At 71.5% G+C, this 20,874-nt stretch carries 20 protein-coding genes; 11 read left to right on the top strand and 9 right to left on the bottom strand.

What is annotated here, in order from left to right; genetic code table 11:
• Nucleotides 1-82: 82 nt before the first annotated feature.
• A complete protein-coding gene (locus ABZ027_RS07955) occupies nt 83-1,120 on the bottom strand; it encodes a LacI family DNA-binding transcriptional regulator (RefSeq protein ID WP_356765530.1) in 1,038 nt (345 codons plus the stop codon).
• Nucleotides 1,121-1,253: 133 nt separating this feature from the next.
• On the opposite strand from ABZ027_RS07955, the gene ABZ027_RS07950 reads away from it, so the two are divergent.
• The 3 genes from ABZ027_RS07950 (at nt 1,254) to ABZ027_RS07940 (ending at nt 4,913) form a co-directional block, all read left to right on the top strand.
• Entirely contained in the window at nt 1,254-1,607 is a 354-nt protein-coding gene (locus ABZ027_RS07950) for a hypothetical protein (RefSeq protein WP_356765528.1), read from the top strand.
• A 9-nt stretch (nt 1,608-1,616) separates the two neighbouring features.
• Nucleotides 1,617-2,510: a glycosyltransferase gene (locus tag ABZ027_RS07945; RefSeq protein ID WP_356765526.1), complete on the top strand. Its 894-nt coding sequence runs from the start codon at nt 1,617-1,619 to the stop codon at nt 2,508-2,510.
• Nucleotides 2,511-2,879: 369 nt separating this feature from the next.
• Nucleotides 2,880-4,913 (top strand): BTAD domain-containing putative transcriptional regulator, encoded by a 2,034-nt coding sequence (locus ABZ027_RS07940; protein WP_356765771.1) that lies wholly within the window; start codon nt 2,880-2,882, stop codon nt 4,911-4,913.
• A 100-nt stretch (nt 4,914-5,013) separates the two neighbouring features.
• On the opposite strand, the gene ABZ027_RS07935 is transcribed toward ABZ027_RS07940, so the two are convergent.
• The gene (locus tag ABZ027_RS07935) at nt 5,014-6,699 is read right to left on the bottom strand and encodes a bifunctional 3'-5' exonuclease/DNA polymerase (RefSeq protein ID WP_356765524.1); all 1,686 of its coding nucleotides are present in this window, start codon (nt 6,697-6,699) and stop codon (nt 5,014-5,016) included.
• A 53-nt stretch (nt 6,700-6,752) separates the two neighbouring features.
• A complete protein-coding gene (locus ABZ027_RS07930; protein ID WP_356765522.1) occupies nt 6,753-7,553 on the bottom strand; it encodes a Clp protease N-terminal domain-containing protein in 801 nt (266 codons plus the stop codon).
• Nucleotides 7,554-7,632: 79 nt separating this feature from the next.
• Between ABZ027_RS07930 and ABZ027_RS07925 the strand changes: the two genes are divergently transcribed.
• Nucleotides 7,633-8,829, top strand: a complete 1,197-nt coding sequence (locus tag ABZ027_RS07925) for a DUF2786 domain-containing protein (protein WP_356765520.1) — start codon at nt 7,633-7,635, stop codon at nt 8,827-8,829.
• Nucleotides 8,830-8,861: 32 nt separating this feature from the next.
• On the opposite strand, the gene ABZ027_RS07920 is transcribed toward ABZ027_RS07925, so the two are convergent.
• Together ABZ027_RS07920 and ABZ027_RS07915 are read right to left on the bottom strand one after the other, a co-directional pair.
• Nucleotides 8,862-9,392, bottom strand: a complete 531-nt coding sequence (locus ABZ027_RS07920; RefSeq protein ID WP_356765518.1) for a DUF4232 domain-containing protein — start codon at nt 9,390-9,392, stop codon at nt 8,862-8,864.
• Nucleotides 9,393-9,513: 121 nt separating this feature from the next.
• Nucleotides 9,514-10,029, bottom strand: a complete 516-nt coding sequence (locus ABZ027_RS07915) for a hypothetical protein (protein ID WP_356765516.1) — start codon at nt 10,027-10,029, stop codon at nt 9,514-9,516.
• Nucleotides 10,030-10,452: 423 nt separating this feature from the next.
• Here ABZ027_RS07915 and ABZ027_RS07910 point away from each other — a divergent pair, with 423 nt between their 5' ends.
• The gene (locus tag ABZ027_RS07910; RefSeq protein ID WP_356765514.1) at nt 10,453-10,719 is read left to right on the top strand and encodes a DUF397 domain-containing protein; all 267 of its coding nucleotides are present in this window, start codon (nt 10,453-10,455) and stop codon (nt 10,717-10,719) included.
• A 92-nt stretch (nt 10,720-10,811) separates the two neighbouring features.
• On the opposite strand, the gene ABZ027_RS07905 is transcribed toward ABZ027_RS07910, so the two are convergent.
• The gene (locus ABZ027_RS07905; protein WP_356765512.1) at nt 10,812-11,306 is read right to left on the bottom strand and encodes an ATP-binding protein; all 495 of its coding nucleotides are present in this window, start codon (nt 11,304-11,306) and stop codon (nt 10,812-10,814) included.
• A gap of 345 nt (nt 11,307-11,651) precedes the next feature.
• On the opposite strand from ABZ027_RS07905, the gene ABZ027_RS07900 reads away from it, so the two are divergent.
• Together ABZ027_RS07900 and ABZ027_RS07895 are read left to right on the top strand one after the other, a co-directional pair.
• The gene (locus ABZ027_RS07900; RefSeq protein ID WP_356765769.1) at nt 11,652-12,476 is read left to right on the top strand and encodes a helix-turn-helix transcriptional regulator; all 825 of its coding nucleotides are present in this window, start codon (nt 11,652-11,654) and stop codon (nt 12,474-12,476) included.
• 111 nt (nt 12,477-12,587) lie between these two features.
• Complete coding sequence (locus tag ABZ027_RS07895) at nt 12,588-14,048, top strand: aldehyde dehydrogenase family protein (protein ID WP_356765510.1); 1,461 nt, start codon at nt 12,588-12,590, stop codon at nt 14,046-14,048.
• Nucleotides 14,049-14,082: 34 nt separating this feature from the next.
• Here ABZ027_RS07895 and ABZ027_RS07890 read toward each other — a convergent pair whose 3' ends face one another.
• Nucleotides 14,083-14,736: a class I SAM-dependent methyltransferase gene (locus tag ABZ027_RS07890; protein ID WP_356765508.1), complete on the bottom strand. Its 654-nt coding sequence runs from the start codon at nt 14,734-14,736 to the stop codon at nt 14,083-14,085.
• A 214-nt stretch (nt 14,737-14,950) separates the two neighbouring features.
• Here ABZ027_RS07890 and ABZ027_RS07885 point away from each other — a divergent pair, with 214 nt between their 5' ends.
• The 4 genes from ABZ027_RS07885 to ABZ027_RS07870 all read left to right on the top strand — a co-directional run bounded on the left by ABZ027_RS07885 (nt 14,951) and on the right by ABZ027_RS07870 (nt 17,985).
• A complete protein-coding gene (locus tag ABZ027_RS07885; RefSeq protein WP_356765506.1) occupies nt 14,951-15,499 on the top strand; it encodes a DinB family protein in 549 nt (182 codons plus the stop codon).
• A gap of 38 nt (nt 15,500-15,537) precedes the next feature.
• Nucleotides 15,538-16,179: a PadR family transcriptional regulator gene (locus ABZ027_RS07880; RefSeq protein WP_356765504.1), complete on the top strand. Its 642-nt coding sequence runs from the start codon at nt 15,538-15,540 to the stop codon at nt 16,177-16,179.
• A gap of 94 nt (nt 16,180-16,273) precedes the next feature.
• On the top strand, nt 16,274-17,227 hold the full coding sequence (locus ABZ027_RS07875) for an ATP-binding cassette domain-containing protein (protein ID WP_356765502.1): 954 nt from the start codon (nt 16,274-16,276) through the stop codon (nt 17,225-17,227).
• A complete protein-coding gene (locus ABZ027_RS07870) occupies nt 17,224-17,985 on the top strand; it encodes an ABC transporter permease (RefSeq protein ID WP_356765500.1) in 762 nt (253 codons plus the stop codon). Before ABZ027_RS07875 ends, ABZ027_RS07870 begins: the two co-directional genes overlap by 4 nt.
• A 67-nt stretch (nt 17,986-18,052) precedes the next feature.
• On the opposite strand, the gene ABZ027_RS07865 is transcribed toward ABZ027_RS07870, so the two are convergent.
• Nucleotides 18,053-19,465 (bottom strand): glutamate decarboxylase, encoded by a 1,413-nt coding sequence (locus ABZ027_RS07865; RefSeq protein WP_356765499.1) that lies wholly within the window; start codon nt 19,463-19,465, stop codon nt 18,053-18,055.
• A gap of 30 nt (nt 19,466-19,495) precedes the next feature.
• Nucleotides 19,496-20,776 carry an ion channel protein gene (locus ABZ027_RS07860; RefSeq protein WP_356765497.1) on the bottom strand — a complete coding sequence of 427 codons (1,281 nt, stop codon included), beginning with the start codon at nt 20,774-20,776 and terminating at the stop codon, nt 19,496-19,498.
• Between the last annotated feature and the right edge of the window lie 98 nt (nt 20,777-20,874).

Here is a 20,874-nt window from a genome sequence, read left to right as displayed (position 1 = left end):
TATCACTGGACGGGGTGTGCGACCCCGTCCGAGCGGCCGGTGCTGACGGCCGCCGCAACGGTGAGAGCCTTGCCGCCCGGACTCACGATCCGGGCGGTGAGGCGACCGATGCCCTGGCCACCAGCGGACAGGGCAACGTTTCCTGCTCGGCCGAGGCCGCGGCCCCGGTCGGCGGTTCGATGAGACCGAGCAGCAGACGGACCGCCCGGACACCCATCTCGTAATGCGGCAGAGCGACCGTGGTGAGAGCCGGGTACACGCCCTCGCAGATCAGTTCCTGGTTGTCGAAGCCCACCACCGACACCTCACCGGGGATCGAAAGCCCCAGGTCGTCGGCGGCCCGGTAGGCCCCCATCGCCATCCGGTCGTTGAAGCAGAACAGCGCGGTCGGCCGGTCCGGGCGGTCCAAGAGGTCCAGTGCCACGTCGTAGCCCCCGCGTGCGTCGGACGCCCCGGCCACCACCAGCGACGGATCCCAGGGCAGCCCGGCCTCCAGCAACGCGGCCCGGTACCCCGCCAGCCGGCCGCGGGTCGCCGGGATGTCGTCCACGTTGGTGGCGAACCCGATGCGCCGGTGTCCGTGCGCGATCAGCTCACGAACCGCGGTGTGGCCCCCCTGCCGCTCGTCGGGGACCACGGACGGCACGTCGGCTCCGGTGCTCTGCGCGTCCAGGATCACCGTCGGCACCTGACGCAGCTGCTGCGGCAGTTCCACCTGCCGGTGGTACATCGCCGCGTACAGAACGCCCTCCACCTGGCGCTCCAGCAGCAGGTCGATGCCGCGGCGCTCCAGATCATGGCTGCCGCCGGTGTTGACCAGCAGGAGGACCAGACCGTGCCGGGCCGCCTCCTCCTGCGCGCCGAGAATCAGCCGTCCGGCGAACGGCGTGGTGGCGATCTCGTCGCTGACGAATCCGACCGTTCCCGAACGCCGCAGCCGCAGCCCCCGGGCGAGCCCGTTGGGGCGGTAACCCAACTCGTCGGCGGCCTTGAGGACCCGGTCCCGGGTCTCGGGATGGATCCGCGCGCCTTCGACCTCGTTGAGGATGTGGGAGACGGTCGTCACGGACACCCCCGCGGCAGCAGCCACGTCCTTGATCCCGATTCGTCGCTTTCCCATACCCTGCCCAAACGTTTTGGCGACCGTTGGCGAGCAGACTGCACCGTGGCCGACGCATGCGTCAATGGCTTGTTGCGAACTCGTGTCCAGTGAGGCGGTCGGAGTGATGGTGCGGGCCGGTACCTTCGCCGTGATGGCCGTCGGGGTCGCGGACCGCGTGGTCTTCGAGCACTGGACGGGGCATGGGGAGCGGTTCGGGTATGCCGAACTCGGGTTCATCCTGCTGGGCGAGATGGTGCGGCGGAGCACCGGCCGGCCCCTGGTGGAGGCGGCCGACGGGCTTTTCGCGCGGCTGGGAATGGGCCGGTCGGGGTTCCTGCCCGGACCGGAGCTCGACGTGGCCGCCCCGTCGTCATGCCCGCGGCGATGTGCCGCATACCAGTGTCCGACCCGGCCCATCGACAAGCAGGCGGACAAACAGGCGTACTCATCAAGTCCTTACCGTGAACGGCTAGCATCGCGGGCGCGGTTGGTTCGGGCGGGATGAGGTGAGGACGTGGCGGAGCCGAGAGTCGCCGTAGCCGTGGTGACCATGGGGAACCGGCCGGCGGAGGTCGACGCGCTCCTGGAGTCCGTGGCCAAGCAGGACCTCGCTCCCACCCGGATCGTGATCGTCGGCAACGGCTGCCGGCTGCCCGAGTTCGCCCGGCGGCTCTCGCTGCCCGGTGAGGTCACCGCCGTCGAGGTCGAGGAGAACCTCGGCTGCCCCGGTGGACGGAACGTGGCGCTCGCCCGGCTCCGTGAGTTCGCGGACGTCGACATCGTCGTCGAGCTCGACGACGACGGCCTGCTCGTCGACCCCGATGTGCTGCGCCACGTGGGGGAGTTGTTCACGGCCGACCCGCGCCTCGGCATCGTCGGCTTCCGCATCGCCGACGAGCACGGTCAGACCCAGCAGCGGCACGTGCCCCGGGTCGGCTCCACCGACCCCCTGCGGGGCGGCTACGTCACCGGGTTCCTCGGCGGCGGGCACGCCTTCCGCATGACGATGCTCGACCAGATCGGCGACTGGCCGGCCGCGTTCTTCTTCGCCCACGAGGAGACCGACCTCGCCTGGCGGGCCGCCGACCACGGCTGGCGGATCCTGTACGCGCCCGAGCTGCTGCTCCAGCACCCGAAGACCTCGCCCGCCCGGCACGCCATCTACTACAGGGTGAACGCCCGCAACCGGGTCTGGCTGGTCCGCCGTCGGCTTCCGCTGGCGCTCATCCCCGTGCATCTGGGCGTGTGGATGCTGCTCACGCTGCTGCGGGTGCGGTCCACGGACGGGTTGCGTGCCTGGTTCGGCGGCTTCGTCGAGGGGCTGCGGGAACCGGCAGGGGAGCGGCGGCCGATGCGCTGGGGGACGGTGTGGCGGCTGACCCGCCTGGGCCGTCCGCCGGTGATCTGACGCCGCCTCGGCGGGCTGCGGCCGGTCGGGCGCGGCGCACACGGACGCGGATCCCGGCCGCTCACCTCCGACGACCGGGACCCGCTCGTGTCCTCGAACCCGGCCGCGACGGCGACACTCCCCCGAGTTGCGCGTCGTACGCGCGCACCGTCGGGCCAGCTCCGATGCAGGGATCACATCAGGCCACACCAACGAATCGCTAACATGTGGCCAACGGTTCGCCGTTCAGTTGTCCGCCGGTCCATGTGAAGTCGTCGGACGATGGTGCGGGACGGCGGAGCAGCGGCGGATTCCAGCCGGGGGGGCTCCGCCGGGAACGCAAGTGGACGCGGCGTGCGGGAAGGCAGTGGGGGCGTGAAGGCGTGCGGGCTGCGGTTCGGACTGCGGTTCGGACTGCTGGGTCAACCTGTCCTGTACGACGGCCAGGGCGGTGTCGGCGACAACGGTGGCGTTGGTGAAAACAGTGCCCCCGATACCGACGTCCGGGCGATCCGGAGCCCCAAAACGCGGGTCCTGCTCGCCGCGCTGCTGCTCGAAGCCGGCCGCGTCGTCTCCGTCCAGTCACTCAAGGACGCGCTGTGGGGTGACGCCCCACCCGCGTCGGCACAGGCCTCGCTGCACAACCACGTCACCCGGCTGCGCCGACTGCTCGACGATCCGGGACGGCTGCGCGCGGTGCCGCCCGGCTATCTGCTGAGCGTGGAGCAGGGGGAGCTGGACGTCCATGTCTTCGAACGCCGCGTCGCCGCCGCCCGTAGCGCGCATGCCGCCCGGAACTGGGAGCGGGTCGTGCGCGAGTGCGCGGCGGCACTCGCACTGTGGCGGGACGAGCCGCTGAGCGGACTGCCCGCAGAGCTGGGCGGGTACGCCTTCGCGCAGCGCCTGCGGGAGGCGCGGCTGCTGCTCCTGGAGTGGCGCTACGACGCCGAACTCGCCCGCGGCGGCACACGAGTCGGCGCGCTGGTGCCGGAGTTGTCGGCACTGACCGTCGAACATCCGCTGCGGGAGGCCTATCACCGCCAGCTGATGCTCGCCCTGCACCGCGTCGGCCGCCAGGCCGAAGCACTCGCCGTCCACCGCGACCTGCGCACCCGCCTCATCGAGGAACTCGGCGTCGAACCGGGCCCGTCGGTACGGGAAGCGCACGTCGAGATCCTCCGGGGCGCGGTGACGCTTGCCGATGCGGGTGACACGGGCCGCGTGGGCGCGGGTGTCGCAGGTGGTGCCGGTGCTTCCGGCGACCTGGCTGACGCGGACGAGAACCGCGAACCCCCGCACCCCGTTTCCCGAACCAACGCTACGCGCGAAGACCACCCCCAGCCCCAACTCGAGCCCCACCCCCAACCCCAGCCTCGGCCCCGCCCCGCTCAACTCCCCCCTCCACCCGCCCATTTCACCGGCCGCGCCACCGAACTCGACGACATACGCCGCACCCTCGCCCCCGGCGCCCGCTCCACCGCCCCCGGTACCCCCACCGGGGCCGTCGCCGTGATCAGCGGTATGGCGGGCGTCGGCAAGACCGCCCTCGCCCTGCACGTCGCCCATGAGCTGCGGGAACGTTTCCCCGACGGCCAGCTCTACGTCAATCTGCACGGCGCCACCCCCGGCATGGCCCCCCGCACGCCGGTCCAGGCCTTAGCCACCCTGCTCCGCGACCTCGGCACGGAACCCCGAGCCGTCCCCGAACACCCGGACGCGGCCGCCGCGTTGCTGCGTTCGCTGCTCGCGCCGACCCGCACGTTGATGGTGCTGGACGGCGCCGCGAGCGCCGCACAGGTACGGCCGCTGCTGCCCGCGGGTTCCGGGTGCGGGGTGATCGTCACCAGCCGTTCGCCGCTCACCGCCCTCGACGGCGGCGTCCACCGCTTCCCGCTCACCCCGCTGAGCGCGGAGGACAGCGCGGCCCTCCTACGAGCGGCCTCCGGACGCAACGCCCTGCACGCTCCCCACCCCCTCGTCGAACTCACCGGCCGTCTTCCCCTGGCCCTGCGTATCGTCGCCGCCCGCCTGGCCGCGCGCCGCGCCCTCACCCCCGACGCGCTCGCCGGTCAACTCACCGCCACCGAAGGGCGGTTGCATCATCTGGAGTACGACGACCTGAGCGTCCGCCGCTCCCTGGCCGTCGCCCACGACGCGCTCGCTGCCTCCGACCGGCGGGCCGACCGGGACGCGGCGTTCGCCCTGTCCCGCATCGGCGCCCTCGACCTCCCCGCCTATGGCACCCCGCTCCTCGCCCGTCTCCTCGGCACCGACGAGCAGCGCGCCGAGGCAGCCCTCGACCGCCTCGTCGACGTGGCCCTCCTGGAGGAGACGGCGTACCGCCGCTACACCCCCCACGACCTGGTCCGCGACTTCGCCCGCGAACTCGCCGAGGACGGGGAGAAGCACCCAGGTACACGCTGAGGACGGGGACAAGCGCCCACGAACTCGCTGAGGACTCGGCGAGGGCGGCCACCAGGTGGGCAACTTTCCGCCGCGGGGAGGAACGCCCAGGCACACGAGGTCACTTCGCGTCCGCATAGCACTCCACCACCGCCGTGCTGAACGGAAACCGAACGGGGGTCTCGCCGAACGTCAGGCGTCCCGCGAGGTCCGCGGCCTCCCGGATCGCCGCCACGATCGTCTCCGTCTCCTCCTCGGGGCAGTGCACGATGACCTCGTCGTGCTGGAAGAAGACCAGCTCCGCCGCCATGTCCGCGCAGGTGCGGCGCAGCGCGGCGAGCAGCAGCAGGGCCCAGTCGGCGGCGCTGCCCTGGACGACGAAGTTGCGCGCGAACCGGCCGCGGGCGCGGGCGTTGGTAGAGGCGTACCCCGGCACCCACTGACGGTCCTCGGAGTCCTCCTCGGCGAGGGGGATGCCCGCCTCCTCCGCCGAGTCCTCGGTCGCCCCGGCCACCGGCGGGCAGGTCCGCCCCAGCCAGGTACGCACCAGCCGCCCTTCCTCGCCGGCCCGGGCCGCGTCGTCGACGTAGGCCACCGCGCGCGGGAAGCGGCGTCTGAGCGCGGCGAGGTTCTTGAGGCCGTCGCCGGAGGTCTGGCCGTAGACCGCGCCGAGCACGGCGAGCTTGGCCTGGGCGCGGTCGCCGGAGAAGGCGCGGTCGGACACGGACTGGTAGAGGTCGCTCTCGCGGCCGGCGACCTCCATCAGCCCCGGGTCGCGGGAGATGGCGGCCAGTACCCGCGGCTCCATCTGGTCGGCGTCGGCGACGACGAGCCGCCAGCCCGGGTCGGCGATCACGGCCCGCCGGATCACCTTGGGGATCTGCAGGGCACCACCGCCGTTGGTCACCCAGCGGCCCGTGACCGTCCCGCCGGCCAGGAACTCGGGCCGGAACCGGCCCTCCCGCACCCAGTCCTGGAGCCAGGACCAGCCGTGGGCGACCCAGATGCGGTACAGCTTCTTGTACTCGATCAGCGGTTTCACGGCGGGATGCTCGATCGACTCGATCTCCCAGCGCCGAGTCGACTTGATCTTGATCCCGGCACGTGCGAACGCCTTGACGACATCGGCCGGCAGGTCGGGGCGGACCCGGCGGCCGAAGGCGGCGGACACCTCGTCGGCGAGCTCGGCCAGGCGGCGGGGTTCACCACCGCCGGGGTACCGCTCGCCGAGCAGTTCGTGCAGCACCGCGCGGTGCACGTCGGCGCTCCAGGGCAACCCGGACCGGTTCATCTCGGCCGCCACGAGCATGCCCGCGGACTCGGCCGCGGTCAGCAGCCGCATACGGTCAGGGTGCGCGGTGGTGTCGTGCCGCCGCTGTTGGTCGGCGTACACCTCGACGAGGTCGGTGAGCGGCACGTGCGCGGCCTGGGGCTCGAACAGCGGCGACTGCGAACCCGGTTCCGCGGACCGCTGCGGAGGATCGGGCGGGACGGGGCCGCCGCGCAGCCGGGCCAGGGCGGCGGCCGCCGACCGGGGTTCGCCGTAGCGACCCTCGTGACCGAGGAGGAGCAGCTCCGCGTCCTCCACGTCGTAGCACCGCTCCACTCGCACCCCCGTGGCGAGCAGGCGCGGATACGTCTCGGCCGTCGACCGCCACACCCAGCGAGTGACCTCCGGCAGGCCGCGTACGGCCTCGGCGGCGTCCGCCGCCCGCCGCACCGGCCCGGCGAGCACCCCACCGGGACCGAGGGGGGCGAACTCCACGCCACCGTCCTCGGCCGGAGCGAGAGCCCATCGGTCGGTCATGGTGCGAGTGTGGCAGGGGGGTCTGACAACGGGCCTCAGCCCTGTCCCTCGCCCTACTCGCCCCTCTGCTCCTCGCTCTGCTCGCCGCCCTGTTCCTCGCCCTGCTCGCCGCTCGACTGTTCGCCCTGCTCCTCGAAGTTGACCTTGATCTTCTCGAGTGCCGCGGTGACGTTGTCCTCCGTCGCCGGCTTGGTGACGCCGAGGCCCGACAGGACACCCTCGCCGTTCTCGAACTCCAGCAGCGCGAGCAGGATGTGCTCGGTGCCGACGTAGTTGTGCCCGAGCCGCAGTGCCTCGCGGAAGGTGAGCTCCAGGACCTTCTTGGCGTCGGAGCCGTACGGGACGAGTTCCGGCACCTCGTCGGCGGCGGGCGGCAGCGCGGCGCCGGCGGCCTGGCGTACGGCGTCCAGGAGGACGCCCTGTGCGGTGATCGCCTTGGCCGCCAGGCCCTCCGGTTCGGCCAGCAGGCCGAGGACCAGGTGTTCGGGGCGGCCCTCGGTGTTGCGCGCGGCGATGGCCTCGTTGTGGGCGGACATCACCACGTTGCGGGCGCGCGGGGTGTACCGGGCGAAGCCCGCGCTGGGGTCGAGGTCGGCCGACTCCTTAGGTACGAACCGCTTCTGCGCGGCCTGCCGGGTGACGCCCATGCTCTTGCCGATGTCCGTCCAGGAGGCACCCGAGCGCCGGGCCTGGTCCACGAAGTGCCCGATCAGATGGTCGGCCACCTCCCCGAGGTGATCGGCGGCGATCACCGCGTCCTGGAGCTGTTCGAGCGGCTCGGCGTGGACCTTCTTGATGGCCGAGATGAGGTCGTCGAGGCGTACGGATGACGTGGTGTTCGGGTTCGTCGTCATGTGTCAACCGTAAGTTGACACCCCTGCCCTGTCAACCTCGGGTTGACACCTGGATCGAGTGGGATGAGACGATCGCCGAGTGAGCAGCACGAACAACGCGGACCGCGGGGCCGACGACTCCGCCGCCCCGGCCGGCACCGTCGAACGCGCCTTCCGCGTCGCCCTGTACGCCGACTCCGACAACGCGCTCGACACCGGCGCCTCCCTGCTCGCGGCCGACCCCGCGGCGGACGCCGAACTGGTCCGGCGCGGCGAGGAGTTCGTGGCCTCCGCCTGGCGGCGCGGCTGGCAGCCCGCGGATGTCGTACGGATCGTGGGCCGCGAACTGGACGACGTCCATGTACGCCTGGCGGCCGGGCTGATCCACACGCAGTCCCCCAACGACCGCCCCCGCGGCCGACGCTGGACCGCCCAACTCGCTCAACTCGCTCAGCTCCACGGGTCCCCGGGCGCCGGCGCCACCGCGCCCCGCCCGGACCGCTTCGCGCACGCCACCGCAGTACTGGAGCTGTACCGCCTGCTCCTGCGGCTGCCCGCGCTGGAACCCCTCGAAGAGCCGCGACGGGGCTCAGGGTCGGGCCAGGGTTCCGGGCACGGCATCGAGTCCCGCATGCTCACGCGCATCCGCGGGCTCCTCGCCAAGGCGGAGGCGACCGACTTCCCGGCGGAGGCCGAGGCGCTCAGCGAGAGGGCGCAGCAGTTGATGGCCCGGCACAGTGTCGACGAGGCGCTCCTCGCGGACCGCGACCAAACCCGCGCTGCGGACGCGCCCGGCGCCTGCCGGATCGGGGTCGAGCCGCCGTACGAGCAGGCGAAGGCGGTGCTGCTGGACGCGGTCGCCGCCGCCAACCACTGCCGGGCCGTGTGGAACGAGCCCTTCGGCTTCTCCACCGTCGTCGGCTTCGAATCGGATCTGGAGGCGGTCGAACTCCTCCACACCTCACTGCTGGTGCAGGCCCAGACCGCGATGACGAAGGCGGAGGCGGCCCAGCGCGCGGGTGGCCGCAAGCGCACCAAGACCTTCCGGCAGTCGTTCCTCGCCGCCTACGCCCACCGCGTCGGCATCCGCCTGCGCGAGGCCGCCGCCACCCCGGTGAGCGAGGACCTGCTCCCGGTCCTCGCCTCCCGCGAGGTCGCGGTCACCGACCGCCTCGACCGCATGTTCCCGCGGACCAGCACGACCCGACTGCGCGGCGTGAGCGACGAGGCGGGCTGGACGGAGGGCGCCCAGGCCGCCGACCGCGCCCAGGTCAGATCCCGGCGGCCGCTGCGCTGACACCCACGCGATCGCCGGGACCACCCCCCGGCTCAGTCACCCGCACGAGTGAACGGCCCCACCGAGGCGTCCGGCGCCTTGCCGCCGCCCTTCAGCGCGACCGCGCCGTACGACCACCGGAAGCTCTTGGTGGTGTCGGCGTCCCCGGGCAGGCTGACCTCCAGGTTCTTGGCGGCGAGGCTCTTCGCGCCGTCCGCGCCACCCCGCACGTAGGTGAGCGTGAAGGTCACGCTCTCGCCCTTGGCGAGGGTCAGCTTCTCGGGCTTGGCGCCGCTCGCGGCGGGGACGGTCGTGACGGTGTCGCCGGCCTTCAGGGTGACCCCGGGGGAGCCGTTCAGGGCGCACGGCGCGCTCTGGTTGGTGAGGGAGACCGGGATGTTGCCCGTGTCCCCGGCGGCCGGTGCGGCGTTCGCCGGACCGACCTCCACGCCCAGCTGACCGACCTCGCAGGCGCCCCCGGCCTTGCCGGAGGTGCTGCCGGTGTCGTCGCTCCCGCCGCTGTCGCAGGCGGTCAGCAGGAGGGCCGCGGTGAGGGCGGTGACGGCGAGGGGAATGACGCGCATGTGGGGTCCTCTGGGGGCGAGACGGCGGTACGCGAGGATCATCCCGTACGAGGGGAACGTCACGTACGAAGGGGGCGCCACGTACCCAGGTGGGCGCCGCGGTCGGCGCCCCCGCGCCGGCTCAGGACCCCAGGCTCGCCGTCGGCAGCCCGGTCGGCAGCGTTCCGCCCTCCGACCGGGTGTACTCCTCCGTACCGAGGCCGCTCTTCCAGGTCACCTTCAGTGACTCGCCGGTCACCGCGTCGACCACGCCCGAGGCTCGGTCCTTGTCGCCGTCCGTGCAGGTGAGACGGATGGTCCGGGCGCTCGACGCCTTCTTCGCGGTGCCGCTGCACACGGAGCCGCCGGTGGTGAACAGCGCGGCCTGGTCACCGGTGATCACCAGCGCCACGGCCTTGCCGCCGGTGGTGGCGAGCCAGCTGCCCTGAAGCCCGCCTGAACTGCCCGCGGACCCGCCGTCGCCGCCGCCGGTGTCGGCGCTCGCCGAGGCGGAGGCGGACGTGCCGGAGCCGGTGGAGGGCTCGTCCTCGGATCCGCTGTCGCCGCTGCACGCGGTCAGCGCGAGTGCGCCCACCAGGGCGGCGGCCGTGGCCGCGACCCGCGTCCACCGGTGTGTGTCCCAAGTCGACCAGGTCACTGGAGGCTCCCAAGCTGTAGTCGGCCCGGCTGGCCGGGAGGACCGCAGCAAGCTACCAGGGCACCTCCGGCCCCGGAGCCCCGCACCCGGACCTTCAGGCTGCCTCTGTCCCTCGCGCCGCCAACCGTCGTCCGAAAGGTGGTCCATTCCGGACGATCTCCCCCGAGGGTGGAACACGAACGCCGAAACGTACGTCTCTTCCAGGAGGGGGACTCTTCCGAGGCAGGCCCGGGCGTGCGTGGCGTCGGCGAAACGGGCCGACGGGACGACCGCCGAAGCTGTAACCACGGGGACACCCCGCGTGCACGTGCATCTGCAGATGCATCCGTTCATGCGTCTGCACATGAACAAGGTTATGATCCGGGTCAATTGACCACCTGCATCAATGGCCTCACCAGCCAGTGCACCACCGGGGAGCGACCTGTGGACCACGACGTGTACGACGTTGCCGACGCGTCCGGCGTGTACAACGGTATGGCCGCCGCCCATCTGCGGGTGGCCTGGCAGAAGAGCCGGCACAGCAACTCGCAGGGGTCCTGCGTGGAGTTCGCCCGCCTTCCCGGCGGGGATGTGGCCGTCCGCAACTCACGCTTTCCCGACGGTCCGGCGCTGGTCTACACCCGCGCCGAGATCGAGGCGATGCTGCTGGGCATCAAGGACGGCGAGTTCGACCACCTGATAGCGGGCTGACCTGCGCCCCGCGTCGCCGCGACCGAGGGCGAGCGGCGGCTGACGGACCGTAACGCGCGTAGAACTCGCACGTCAGGATGTGCCGCCAGGGTTCATTCGGCGGTGGGCAGCCGGAACAGGGCCCACACGACCTTGCCGCCCACCGTGCTCGCGAGCGGGTGCCAGCCCCAGCTGTCACTGAAGGAGTCGACGAGGAACAGGCCGCGGCCGGACTCCGACGAGAAGTCGTCGGTGTCGCGCGCGACCGGGCTCTCCTGGCTGGGGTCACGCACCGCGCACACCAGCCGCTCGGTCCAGCGCATCAGGTGCAGCCGCACGGGCGGGCACTGCTGGGCGCGCGGGACGTTGGCCGGCAGCGCGTGCCGCAGGGCGTTGGTGACCAATTCGGAGACGACCAGGCACACGTCGTCGAAGCGCTCGTCGAGGTCCCACTGGTGCAGTGTTCCGCGGGTGAACCGCCGCGCCTCGCGCACCGCTTCGTAGCGGGCGGGCAGGGCGCAGGAGGCGGCGTCGGACACGGCCGCGGGATCCAGCGGCGGAAGGCCCTGCCGTAATGGCTTGAGCATGGTCGATCCATTCGTTCCCATGCGAGGCACTCCCGGGAATTCGCGGTCGTTGCGATGCAGCGGTGGCGCACGACCATGGTTTCGGATGCGCGGTGCAGATGCAAGGTGCAGATGCACGTGCACGTGACCGAATTGGGCTCTCCTGTGCCGCTTGTTGGCCATTTTTTCCGCCATCTTCTCCCTCTCTCCTGTCCGTTCTCCTCCCAGAACCTGCCCCACGTCCATGCGGAAACTTCGGGTTCTTCCCTTCTCTGTAATCGGACGAGTACTGCTCGGAGTGTTTTAGTGGCAGACTGCGGCACCTGAAGACGGTTGGGGAGGCTGGCGAACGTGAGCGCGGGAGAGCCCGGATCGGTGGTGCGGCGGATGCTGCTCGGCTCGCAACTCAGGCGGCTGCGTGAGGCACGCGGCATCACGCGCGAGGCGGCGGGATATTCCATCCGCGCCTCCGAGTCCAAGATCAGTCGGATGGAACTGGGCCGGGTGAGCTTCAAGACACGCGACGTCGAGGACCTGCTGACGCTGTACGGCATCACGGACGAGGCGGAGCGCGCCTCGCTGCTCTCCCTCGCCAAGGAGGCCAACGTCGCGGGCTGGTGGCACAGCTACTCCGACGTCCTGCCGAGCTGGTTCCCCACCTATGTCGGCCTGGAGGGCGCGGCGTCCCTGATCCGCGCGTACGAGGTGCAGTTCGTGCACGGCCTGGTGCAGACCGAGGCGTACGCCCGCGCGGTCGTGCGGCGCGGCATGAAGGGCGCGAGCACGGAGGACGTCGAGCGGCGCGTGGCGCTGCGCCTGGAGCGGCAGAAGTACCTCCTGGACGACGGCGCCCCCGAGTTCCACGTCGTCCTCGACGAGGCCGCCCTGCGCCGCCCCTACGGCGACCGCGAGGTGATGCGCGGCCAGTTCCAGCACCTGATCGAGATCTCCGAACGCCCCAACGTCCGGCTGCAGATCATGCCGTTCGGCTTCGGCGGCCACTCCGGTGAGAGCGGCGCGTTCACCATCCTGTCCTTCCCGGAGTCCGACCTCTCGGACGTCGTCTACCTGGAGCAGCTCACCAGCGCGCTCTACCTGGACAAACACGAGGACGTGGCCCAGTACGAGAAGGCGCTGAAGGAACTCCAGCAGGACAGTCCCGGAACGGACCAGAGCCGGGACCTTCTCCGGGGCCTCCTCCAGCTTTCCTAGGGTTATCCCCAGAAGGTTGCACTCCGTCCCCAACTCGCCAGGCACACACGTACGATGACGTGTGATCAGACCGTGGCGTTGATCGTTGTCTGCTAGCGACTTGGGGATCACATGTCGTCCTACTTCACCGACCTGGCTCAGCAGTACATCGACGGTGAGTGGCGCCCGGGAACAGGTTCCTGGGACATCATCGACTTCAACCCGTACGACGACGAGAAGCTGGCGTCGATCACCATAGCCACGGTCGACGAGGTCGACGAGGCGTACCGGGCGGCCGCCCGCGCCCAGAAGGAATGGGCCGCGACCAACCCGTACGCACGTCGCGGGGTCTTCGAGAAGGCGCTGAGCCTGATCGAGGAGCGCGAGCAGGAGATCAGCGAGATGATCGTCGCCGAACTCGGCGGCACCCGGCTGAAAGCCGCCTTCGAGCTGCACCTCGCCAAGGAGTTCCTGCGCGAGTCGATCCACCTGGCGCTGCGCCCCGAGGGCCGGATCCTCCCGTCGCCGGTCGACGGCAAGGAGAACCGGCTCTACCGCCTGCCGGTCGGCGTCGTCGGCGTGATCAGCCCCTTCAACTTCCCGTTCCTGCTGTCGATCAAGTCGGTGGCCCCGGCGCTCGCGCTCGGCAACGGCGTCGTCCTCAAGCCGCACCAGAACACCCCGATCGTCGGTGGTTCCCTGGTCGCGAAGATCTTCGAGGACGCCGGGCTCCCCGGCGGCCTGCTCAACGTCGTCATCACGGACATCGCCGAGATCGGTGACGCCTTCATCGAGCACCCCGTCCCGAAGGTCATCTCCTTCACCGGGTCCGACACGGTCGGCCGTCATGTCGCCACCGTCTGCGCCGCGAACTTCAAGCGCTCGATCCTCGAACTGGGCGGCAACAGCGCGCTGGTGGTCCTCGACGACGCCGACGTCGACTACGCGGTCGACGCCGCGGTCTTCAGCCGGTTCGTCCACCAGGGGCAGGTCTGCATGGCCGCCAACCGGGTCCTCGTGGACCGTTCGATCGCGGACGAGTTCACCGAGAAGTTCGTCGCCAAGGTCAGGACCCTCAAGTCCGGTGACCCCCGCGACCCCGAGACCGTCATCGGCCCGCTGATCAACTCCTCGCAGGCGGACGCCGTTTCCGGGGTCGTCGAGCAGGCGGTCGCCGAGGGCGCCACGGCGCTGGTGCACGGCACGAAGACGAACAACCTGGTGGAGCCCTCGGTCATCACCGACGTCCCGGCCGGCTCCGCCCTGCTTCAGCAGGAGGTCTTCGGGCCGGTCGTCTTCCTCATCCCCTTCGACGGCGCGGACGAGGCCGTCCGCCTCGTCAACGACACCCCGTACGGCCTGAGCGGGGCCGTCCACACCGGTGACATCGAGCGGGGCGTCGCGTTCGCCCAGCAGATCGACACCGGCATGTTCCACGTGAACGACGGCACGGTCCACGACGAGCCCGTCGTCCCCTTCGGCGGCGAGAAGCACTCCGGCATCGGCCGCCTGAACGGCGACACGACGGCGGACGCCTTCACCACGGTGAAGTGGATCTCGGTACAGCACGGGCGGAGCGGGTTCCCCTTCTAGACCTTCTGTAGAGGGGGCGGGCGGTGAGCCCTGCTCACGACTCGGATCTGCGGGCGAGCAGGTGGATCTCCCGGAACTGGCGTCGGTCGGTTGGCTGAGGTTCCCGGACCATGCGGGCCACCTCGGCCAACCCGGACGTGCGCAGCGTCGCGGCGAGATGATCGGGCCACCACCGGTAGGCCGGCGCGACGGCGTGATCGAAGACCTGCGTCGGCTGAGACGGATCGTCGGTGGCCGAGAAGCCGATCAGCAGGTGGCCGCCGGGTGCCAGCACGCGGTGGAACTCCGCCAGGATTCCGGGGAGTTCCGGCGGCGGGGTGTGGATGACGGACCAACGTGAGAGTACGCCGCCCAGCGCGCCGTCCGCGATGTCCAGCGCGGCCATCGAGCCCACCTCGAACCGCAGGCCCGGACAGGCCTGCCGAGCCAACTCGATCATCGCGGGCGAGGCGTCGACGCCGAACGCCGACAGCCCCAGCTCCTCCAGATGAGCGGTGACATGGCCAGGACCGCACCCCAGGTCCGCGACCGGCCCGTCCCCACTCGCCCGTACGGCCTCGGCGAAGACACCCAGCATCGCGCGGTCCAGGGGGCTGTCGCGCAGCGAGTCGCGGAACAGCTCCGCATACGTGGAGGCGGCGTCGTCGTAAGCCTCGCGGGTCGCGGTGAGCGCATCGGGTTCGGCCATGCTCGCGACAGTAGTTCGTGACGTCGGGGCGAACCGGGGAATCACTGATCTTCCTGGGGCCGGTTCGCGCGTCCTGAACCCGCCCTGAACCCGTCCCTGCCTTATCCCGCTGCCGCGGCCCGTTGCGGACAGATCCTGACCGCAAGCCCCCGTAGCTTCGTCGGTGTCGGGGAAAGCCCCGGCGCATTCCGATGGTGACGAAAGGCGGCCGATCATGGTCACTCACGTGCGAGCCGAGGCGCGGGGCGACGAGCGCGGGGCGCTGCTCTCCTTCCTGGCCGAGCAGCGCGGCGGCATCCGCCGGGCCCTGCTCGGACTGACGGACGAGCAGGCCTCCAGGAAGCCCAGTGCCAGCGAGCTGTCCCTGGGCGGTCTGCTCAAGCATGTCGCCGAGGTCGAACAGTTCTGGATCGCACGGGCCAAGGGCGAGCCGCCGGCGATCAAGCGGGACCAGTCGAACTGGCACGAGAACTTCCTGCTGACGGAGGGCGAGACGGTCGAGTCGCAGCTCGCGTACTGGGAGAAGGTCGCCGCCGAGACGGAGGCGTTCGTCCGCGCGGTCCCGAGCCTCGACGACACCTTCCCGCTCCCGAACGAGCCCTGGTTCCCGCCGGACGAGGCCGTCTCCGTGCGCTGGGTGGTCCTGCACCTGATCCGCGAGACGGCCCGGCACGCCGGCCACGCCGACATCATCCGTGAGTCCCTGGACGGGGCGACCGCCTTCGAACTGGTGGCGAAGGAGCAGGGCACCACCTGGGGCTGACCTGTGGTGCGTCCATGCGGCGGCCTAATCTGGACCGCATGTCAGCGATCCGTCTCCTCGTGCTCGGCGCCGTCCGTCAGCACGGGCGGGCCCACGGCTACCAGGTGCGCAACGACCTGGAGTACTGGGGCGCGCACGAGTGGTCCAACGCCAAGCCCGGCTCGATCTACCACGCCCTGAAACAGATGGCGAAGCAAGGGCTGCTGCACGAGCACGAGATCGCGCCGTCCACGGCCGGGGGGCCGCCCCGGACGGAGTACGAGCTCACCGAGGCCGGCACCGAGGAGTACCTCTCGCTGGTGCGCCAGTACCTCACCGCCTACGACCAGCGGCCCGACGTGCTCACCGCGGCGCTGGGCACCATGGTCGACCTGGGCCGCGAGGAGGTGCTCGGCCTGCTGGAGGAACGGGTGCGCAGCATCGAGGCGTGGCGCAAGTCGGTCACCGAGTACTACACGCCCGCGGACGGCCCCGGTCAGCTCGGTCACATCGGCGAGATCATGAATTTCTGGGTCCACTCGGCCGACACCGGCGCCGAGTGGACCCGGGGTCTCATCGAGCGCATCCGGGGCGGCGCGTACACCTTCGCGGGGGAGGGGCAACCGTTCAGCGCCGTGCTGGCGGACGGTGAGGAGAACCCGTACGCGACGGGGGAGCGGCATCAGGGAGACGTCGGCTAATCAAGTTTGACTAACAGCCTGCAGGGGCATAGCCTCCCTCGACAGTCAGTAGTCAAGTTTTACTACATTGCTCGCGTGACTCGAAGGGAGCCCGATGACCGACGCGATCGTCGCCGAGGGATTACGCAAGCGGTACGGCGACAAGGCGGCCCTGGACGGCCTCGACCTGTGCGTGACCCGCGGCACCGTGCACGGCCTGCTGGGCCCGAACGGCGCCGGCAAGACCACCACCGTGCGGATCCTCACCACGCTGTTGTACCCGGACGAGGGCCGCGCCGAGGTGGCGGGCCACGACGTGGTCCGCGGGGCCTACGACGTACGCCTGCGGATCGGCCTGCTCGGCCAGCACGCCGCCGTGGACGAGGAGCTGTCCGGCCGGCAGAACCTGGACATGTTCGGCCGCCTGTACCACCTGGGCGCCCGCCGGGCACGCGAGCGCGCCGACGAGCTCCTGGAGCGCTTCGGCCTCGCGGACACCGGCCGCAAGCCGGTCAGCGCGTACAGCGGCGGCATGCGTCGGCGCCTGGACCTGGCCGCCTCCCTGATCACCCGGCCGGAGGTGCTCTTCCTGGACGAGCCGACGACCGGTCTCGACCCGCGGGGCCGCGCCGAGGTGTGGGCCGCGGTCCGCTCCCTCGTCGGCGGCGGTACGACCGTCCTGCTGACCACTCAGTACCTGGAGGAGGCCGACCAGCTCGCCGACCGCGTCTCGCTCGTCGACCGGGGCCGGGTCGTCGCCGACGGCACGCCGGACGAGCTGAAGGCGACGACCGGGGGCGACCGCATCGACGTCGTCCTGCGGGACGCCGGTCAACTGGGCGCGGCGGTGGCCCTGTTGCCGGTCGCCGCCGCCGGGGTCTCGGTCGACGCCGACCGCCGGCTGCTCAGCGCCCCGGTCACCGACCGCATGGCGGCCCTCTCCGGTGTCGTACGGGCCTTGGAGGAGGCCGGCATCGAGGCGGAGGACGTGTCCCTGCGCCGCCCCACGCTGGACGAGGTGTTCCTGCACCTCACCGGCGACGACCACCGAGCGAAGGAGGCCGTGTGAGCACCTACGCGCTGACCGATTCCTGGACCATGACCCGGCGCGAGCTGGCCCACTGGGCACGGCAGCCGGTGCAGGTTCTGGTGGGCCTGGTCTTTCCCGTGATGCTGCTGCTGATGTTCGGCTACCTCGTCGGCGGCGGCCGGGGCGTCGAGGGCGAGTACGTCGACTACCTGGTCCCCGGGATGCTCGCGCTCACCATGGCGTTCGGGCTGGAGAGCACGATGCTCGCCGTCACCCAGGACCTCAACAAGGGGGTCATCGACCGCTTCCGGTCCATGCCGATGGCCAACGGCGCGGTGCTGGTGGGCCGTTCGGTCGCCGACATGCTCCAGTCCGCGCTGAGCCTGACGGCGATGATCGGCGTCGCCGTCGCCCTCGGCTGGCGTGCGCACGGCGGCGTGGCCGGGTTCCTCGGCGCCGTCGGTCTGCTGCTGCTGTTCCGTTTCGCCATGCTGTGGATCGGCATCCACCTCGCGATGGTGGCCGGCAAGCCGGAAATGGTCCAGGCCGTGCAGATCCTGGTCTGGCCGGTCGGCTTCCTCTCCAACGCCTTCGCGGTCCCCGACTCCATGCCCGGCTGGCTGGCCTCGGTGGTCGAGTGGAACCCGCTGTCCCAGACGGCGACAGCGGTACGCGACCTGGTCGGCGCACCGGGCGCGGAGTCGGGGCACGTGGGGGCGGCGCTGCTCTGGCCGGTGGCGCTGCTGGTGGTGTTCTTCCCGCTGGCGGTACGGAAGTTCGGGGCGTTGAGCAAGTAGCTCGCCTCAGGGGCCTGCCCGGCGGGGCAGGCCCTGGCGGGCCGGTCGGGTCGGTACCGCGGTCCCGTCAGTGATGGAACCCCGTCGCCGCCCCCTTGTCCCGCACGGACGGTTGTGACTGCGCGCGCAGCTCCGGCAGCAGGCGGCTCAGGTCCTCCACGAACAGTTCGGCGAGGTCGGCCGAGAAGCCGTTGCGGCACACCACCCGCAGGACGGACAGGTCCTCACGGTTCGGCGGGAAGGTGTACGCGGGCACCAGCCAGCCCCGCTCCCGCATCCGCCGGGAGACGTCGAAGACATCGTACGTCTGCACGTAGGGCGCGGTCGTGAAGGCGAACACCGGCAGCTCGTCGCCCCGGGTCAGCAGCCGGAAGTCACCGAGCGCCGCCACCCGTTCGGCGAGGCCGAGGGCCACGTCCCGGGTGGTCTGCTGCACGGCGCGGTAGCCCTCGCGGCCCAGCCGCAGGAACGTGTAGTACTGCGCGACCACCTGGGCGCCCGGGCGGGAGAAGTTCAGGGCGAAGGTCGGCATGTCGCCGCCCAGGTAGTTGACCCGGAAGACCAGTTCCTCGGGGAGGGCCTCCTTGTCGCGCCACAGCGCCCAGCCGACGCCGGGATAGACCAGCCCGTACTTGTGGCCCGAGGTGTTGATGGAGGCGACCCTCGGCAGCCGGAAGTCCCACACCAGGTCCTCGTCGAGGAAGGGGGCCACCATCGCGCCGGACGCCCCGTCGACGTGCACCGGGATGTCCAGGCCGGTCCGGTCCTGGAGGGCGTCGAGGGCGGCGCACAGGTCCGCGATCGGTTCGTAGGAGCCGTCGAAGGTGGAGCCGAGGATGCCGACGACCCCGATGGTGTTCTCGTCGCACAGCTCGGCGGCGGCCTGCGGATCCAGGTGGAAGCGGTCGCCCTCCATGGGGACCAGACGGGCCTCCACCTCCCAGAAGTTGCAGAACTTGTCCCAGCAGACCTGGACGTTCACGCCCATCACGAGGTTCGGGCGGACGTCCCGCGCGGGGTAGCGGTCGGCGTTGCGCCGCGCCCACCGTCGCTTGAGCGCCATGCCGGCGAGCATGCACGCCTCGCTCGACCCGGTCGTGGAGCAGCCGACGGAGGCCGACGGGTCGGGCGCGTTCCACAGGTCGGCGAGCATGGCCACACAGCGCCGCTCCAGCTCGGCGGTGCGCGGGTACTCGTCCTTGTCGATCATGTTCTTGTCCCGGCACTCGCCCATCAGGACGCCGGCCTGCGGCTCCATCCAGGTGGTGACGAAGGTGGCGAGGTTCAGCCGCGAGTTGCCGTCCAGCATCAGCTCGTCGTGCACGAGCTGGTAGGCGGTGGTCGGCGGCAGCGGAGCGTCCGGGAGCCGGTGGGTGGGCGGGGCCTCGGTCATGCCACCGACCGGGTTGGCCTCCCCGAAGAACGGGTTGACGGACCTGGGACGCTCGTCGGGCTTCTGGGGACCTTCGTGCAACGGCATGAGCGTGCCTCCTGTGAGGGTCAACGGCGGTCAGCGGAGCGGAGTTCCGTCCGCGCGCAGCTGCATCTGCGGCCGTCCCGTCACCAGCAGCCAGGCCGGCAGCGAGGCGACGCAGAGCAGCGCGAGGATCGTGGGGGAGACCACCAGCACGGCGGCCGTGAACAGGCTCACCCAGCCCTGCCGGGTGATGGCGAGGAGCACGCCCAGGACGCCCGCGGCGACCCCGAGCGCCGGCTGGACGGCCGGCACCAGGGCGTGCGCGCCGAGGCCGAAGGCGGTGCCGACGAACACGGCCGGGAAGATCCGCCCGCCCCGGAAGCCGCAGGACGCGGCGACCAGCAGCGCGGCCAGCTTCACCACCGTCATCGTCGCGAACTGTGCCGCCGACCAGCCGTCGGGATCGCGGGCCAGCTCGGCGATCTCGTCCAGTCCCTTGAACAGCGTCAGATGGCCGCCCAGGGCCGCCAGCAGCCCCAGCACCAGCCCGCCGGCCGGCAGGGCCAGCATCGGATGGCCGAGCCGGGCGAACGCCCCGTGGACGTACGGGAAGGCGTACACGGCGGTCATGCCGAGCAGGGCCGCCAGCGACGCGACGACCAGGGCGGCCAGCAGGTCGGCCCAGCCGGGCGGGCCGAGGGCGGGCAGATGGAGGTCGAAGGACGGACGGGCCACCAGAGTGGTCGTCAGGGCCCCGGCCGCGGCGGCGACCAGCGGCGCGAAGACGCTGTCCCACAGCGCCCCCGGCAGGTGCCTCCCGGCCAGCGCCTCGGAGATGACCAGGGCCGCCGCCACCGGCGTGCCGAACAGCGCCCCGATCGTCGCCGCCTCCGCCAGCACCGCCCACAGCGCGCCGGGCGCCCGCCGGAACAGCCGGTGCCCGAGCCAGAAGGCGAGTCCCACGTTCACGGCGATGATCGGGTTCTCGGGCCCAAGGCTCGGTCCGCCCGCGAGCGTCAGCCCGGCCGCCAGCACCAGCCCGGGCAGCACCACGGGCGGCAGCACCGGTGCGTCGAGGCCGGTGGTGGCCGGGTCGGGCCCGGCGTGCCCGGGCACCTTCCACACCACCAGCCCGACCGCCACGCCCGTCGCGGTGAGCATGACCAGCATCCACAGCACCGAGTACCTGCCGACCCCCAGGGCGTCCGGCACGGTCTGCCAGAGCACCTTCTGGAGCTCCTCGGCCGCCTCGCTCACCCCGACGAGAAGCAGACTCGCGCCCACGCCCACCACGAGAGCGGGGAGGATCAACGGCAGCAGGGCACGGGCCGGGGCCGACGGTGCGGGGGGTGCCTGCGCGGTGTCCTGGGCCACTGGCTCACCATAAACGGACAAAACCGACAGAACATCCGGAGGAATCCCGCGGCCTCCGGCTTGCACCTCACGCCACGTGAGGCCTCAGCGTGGAGCGC

It is taken from the genome of Streptomyces sp. NPDC006332, assembly GCF_040612855.1.
GTDB lineage: Bacteria > Actinomycetota > Actinomycetes > Streptomycetales > Streptomycetaceae > Streptomyces.
Note: the sequence above shows the minus strand (reverse complement) of the source record. Positions and strands in the feature narration are given on the sequence as shown.

What these genes read in the sequence shown, in the direction of transcription:
- ABZ027_RS07955 (WP_356765530.1), bottom strand. Translation starts at nt 1,120, where the DNA reads ATGGGAAAGCGACGAATCGGGATCAAGGACGTGGCTGCTGCCGCGGGG.
- ABZ027_RS07950 (WP_356765528.1), top strand. Translation starts at nt 1,254, where the DNA reads ATGGCCGTCGGGGTCGCGGACCGCGTGGTCTTCGAGCACTGGACGGGG.
- ABZ027_RS07935 (WP_356765524.1), bottom strand. Translation starts at nt 6,699, where the DNA reads ATGACCGACCGATGGGCTCTCGCTCCGGCCGAGGACGGTGGCGTGGAG.
- ABZ027_RS07930 (WP_356765522.1), bottom strand. Translation starts at nt 7,553, where the DNA reads ATGACGACGAACCCGAACACCACGTCATCCGTACGCCTCGACGACCTC.
- ABZ027_RS07920 (WP_356765518.1), bottom strand. Translation starts at nt 9,392, where the DNA reads ATGCGCGTCATTCCCCTCGCCGTCACCGCCCTCACCGCGGCCCTCCTG.
- ABZ027_RS07905 (WP_356765512.1), bottom strand. Translation starts at nt 11,306, where the DNA reads ATGGGAACGAATGGATCGACCATGCTCAAGCCATTACGGCAGGGCCTT.
- ABZ027_RS07900 (WP_356765769.1), top strand. Translation starts at nt 11,652, where the DNA reads ATGCTGCTCGGCTCGCAACTCAGGCGGCTGCGTGAGGCACGCGGCATC.
- ABZ027_RS07895 (WP_356765510.1), top strand. Translation starts at nt 12,588, where the DNA reads ATGTCGTCCTACTTCACCGACCTGGCTCAGCAGTACATCGACGGTGAG.
- ABZ027_RS07890 (WP_356765508.1), bottom strand. Translation starts at nt 14,736, where the DNA reads ATGGCCGAACCCGATGCGCTCACCGCGACCCGCGAGGCTTACGACGAC.
- ABZ027_RS07885 (WP_356765506.1), top strand. Translation starts at nt 14,951, where the DNA reads ATGGTCACTCACGTGCGAGCCGAGGCGCGGGGCGACGAGCGCGGGGCG.
- ABZ027_RS07880 (WP_356765504.1), top strand. Translation starts at nt 15,538, where the DNA reads ATGTCAGCGATCCGTCTCCTCGTGCTCGGCGCCGTCCGTCAGCACGGG.
- ABZ027_RS07875 (WP_356765502.1), top strand. Translation starts at nt 16,274, where the DNA reads ATGACCGACGCGATCGTCGCCGAGGGATTACGCAAGCGGTACGGCGAC.
- ABZ027_RS07865 (WP_356765499.1), bottom strand. Translation starts at nt 19,465, where the DNA reads ATGCCGTTGCACGAAGGTCCCCAGAAGCCCGACGAGCGTCCCAGGTCC.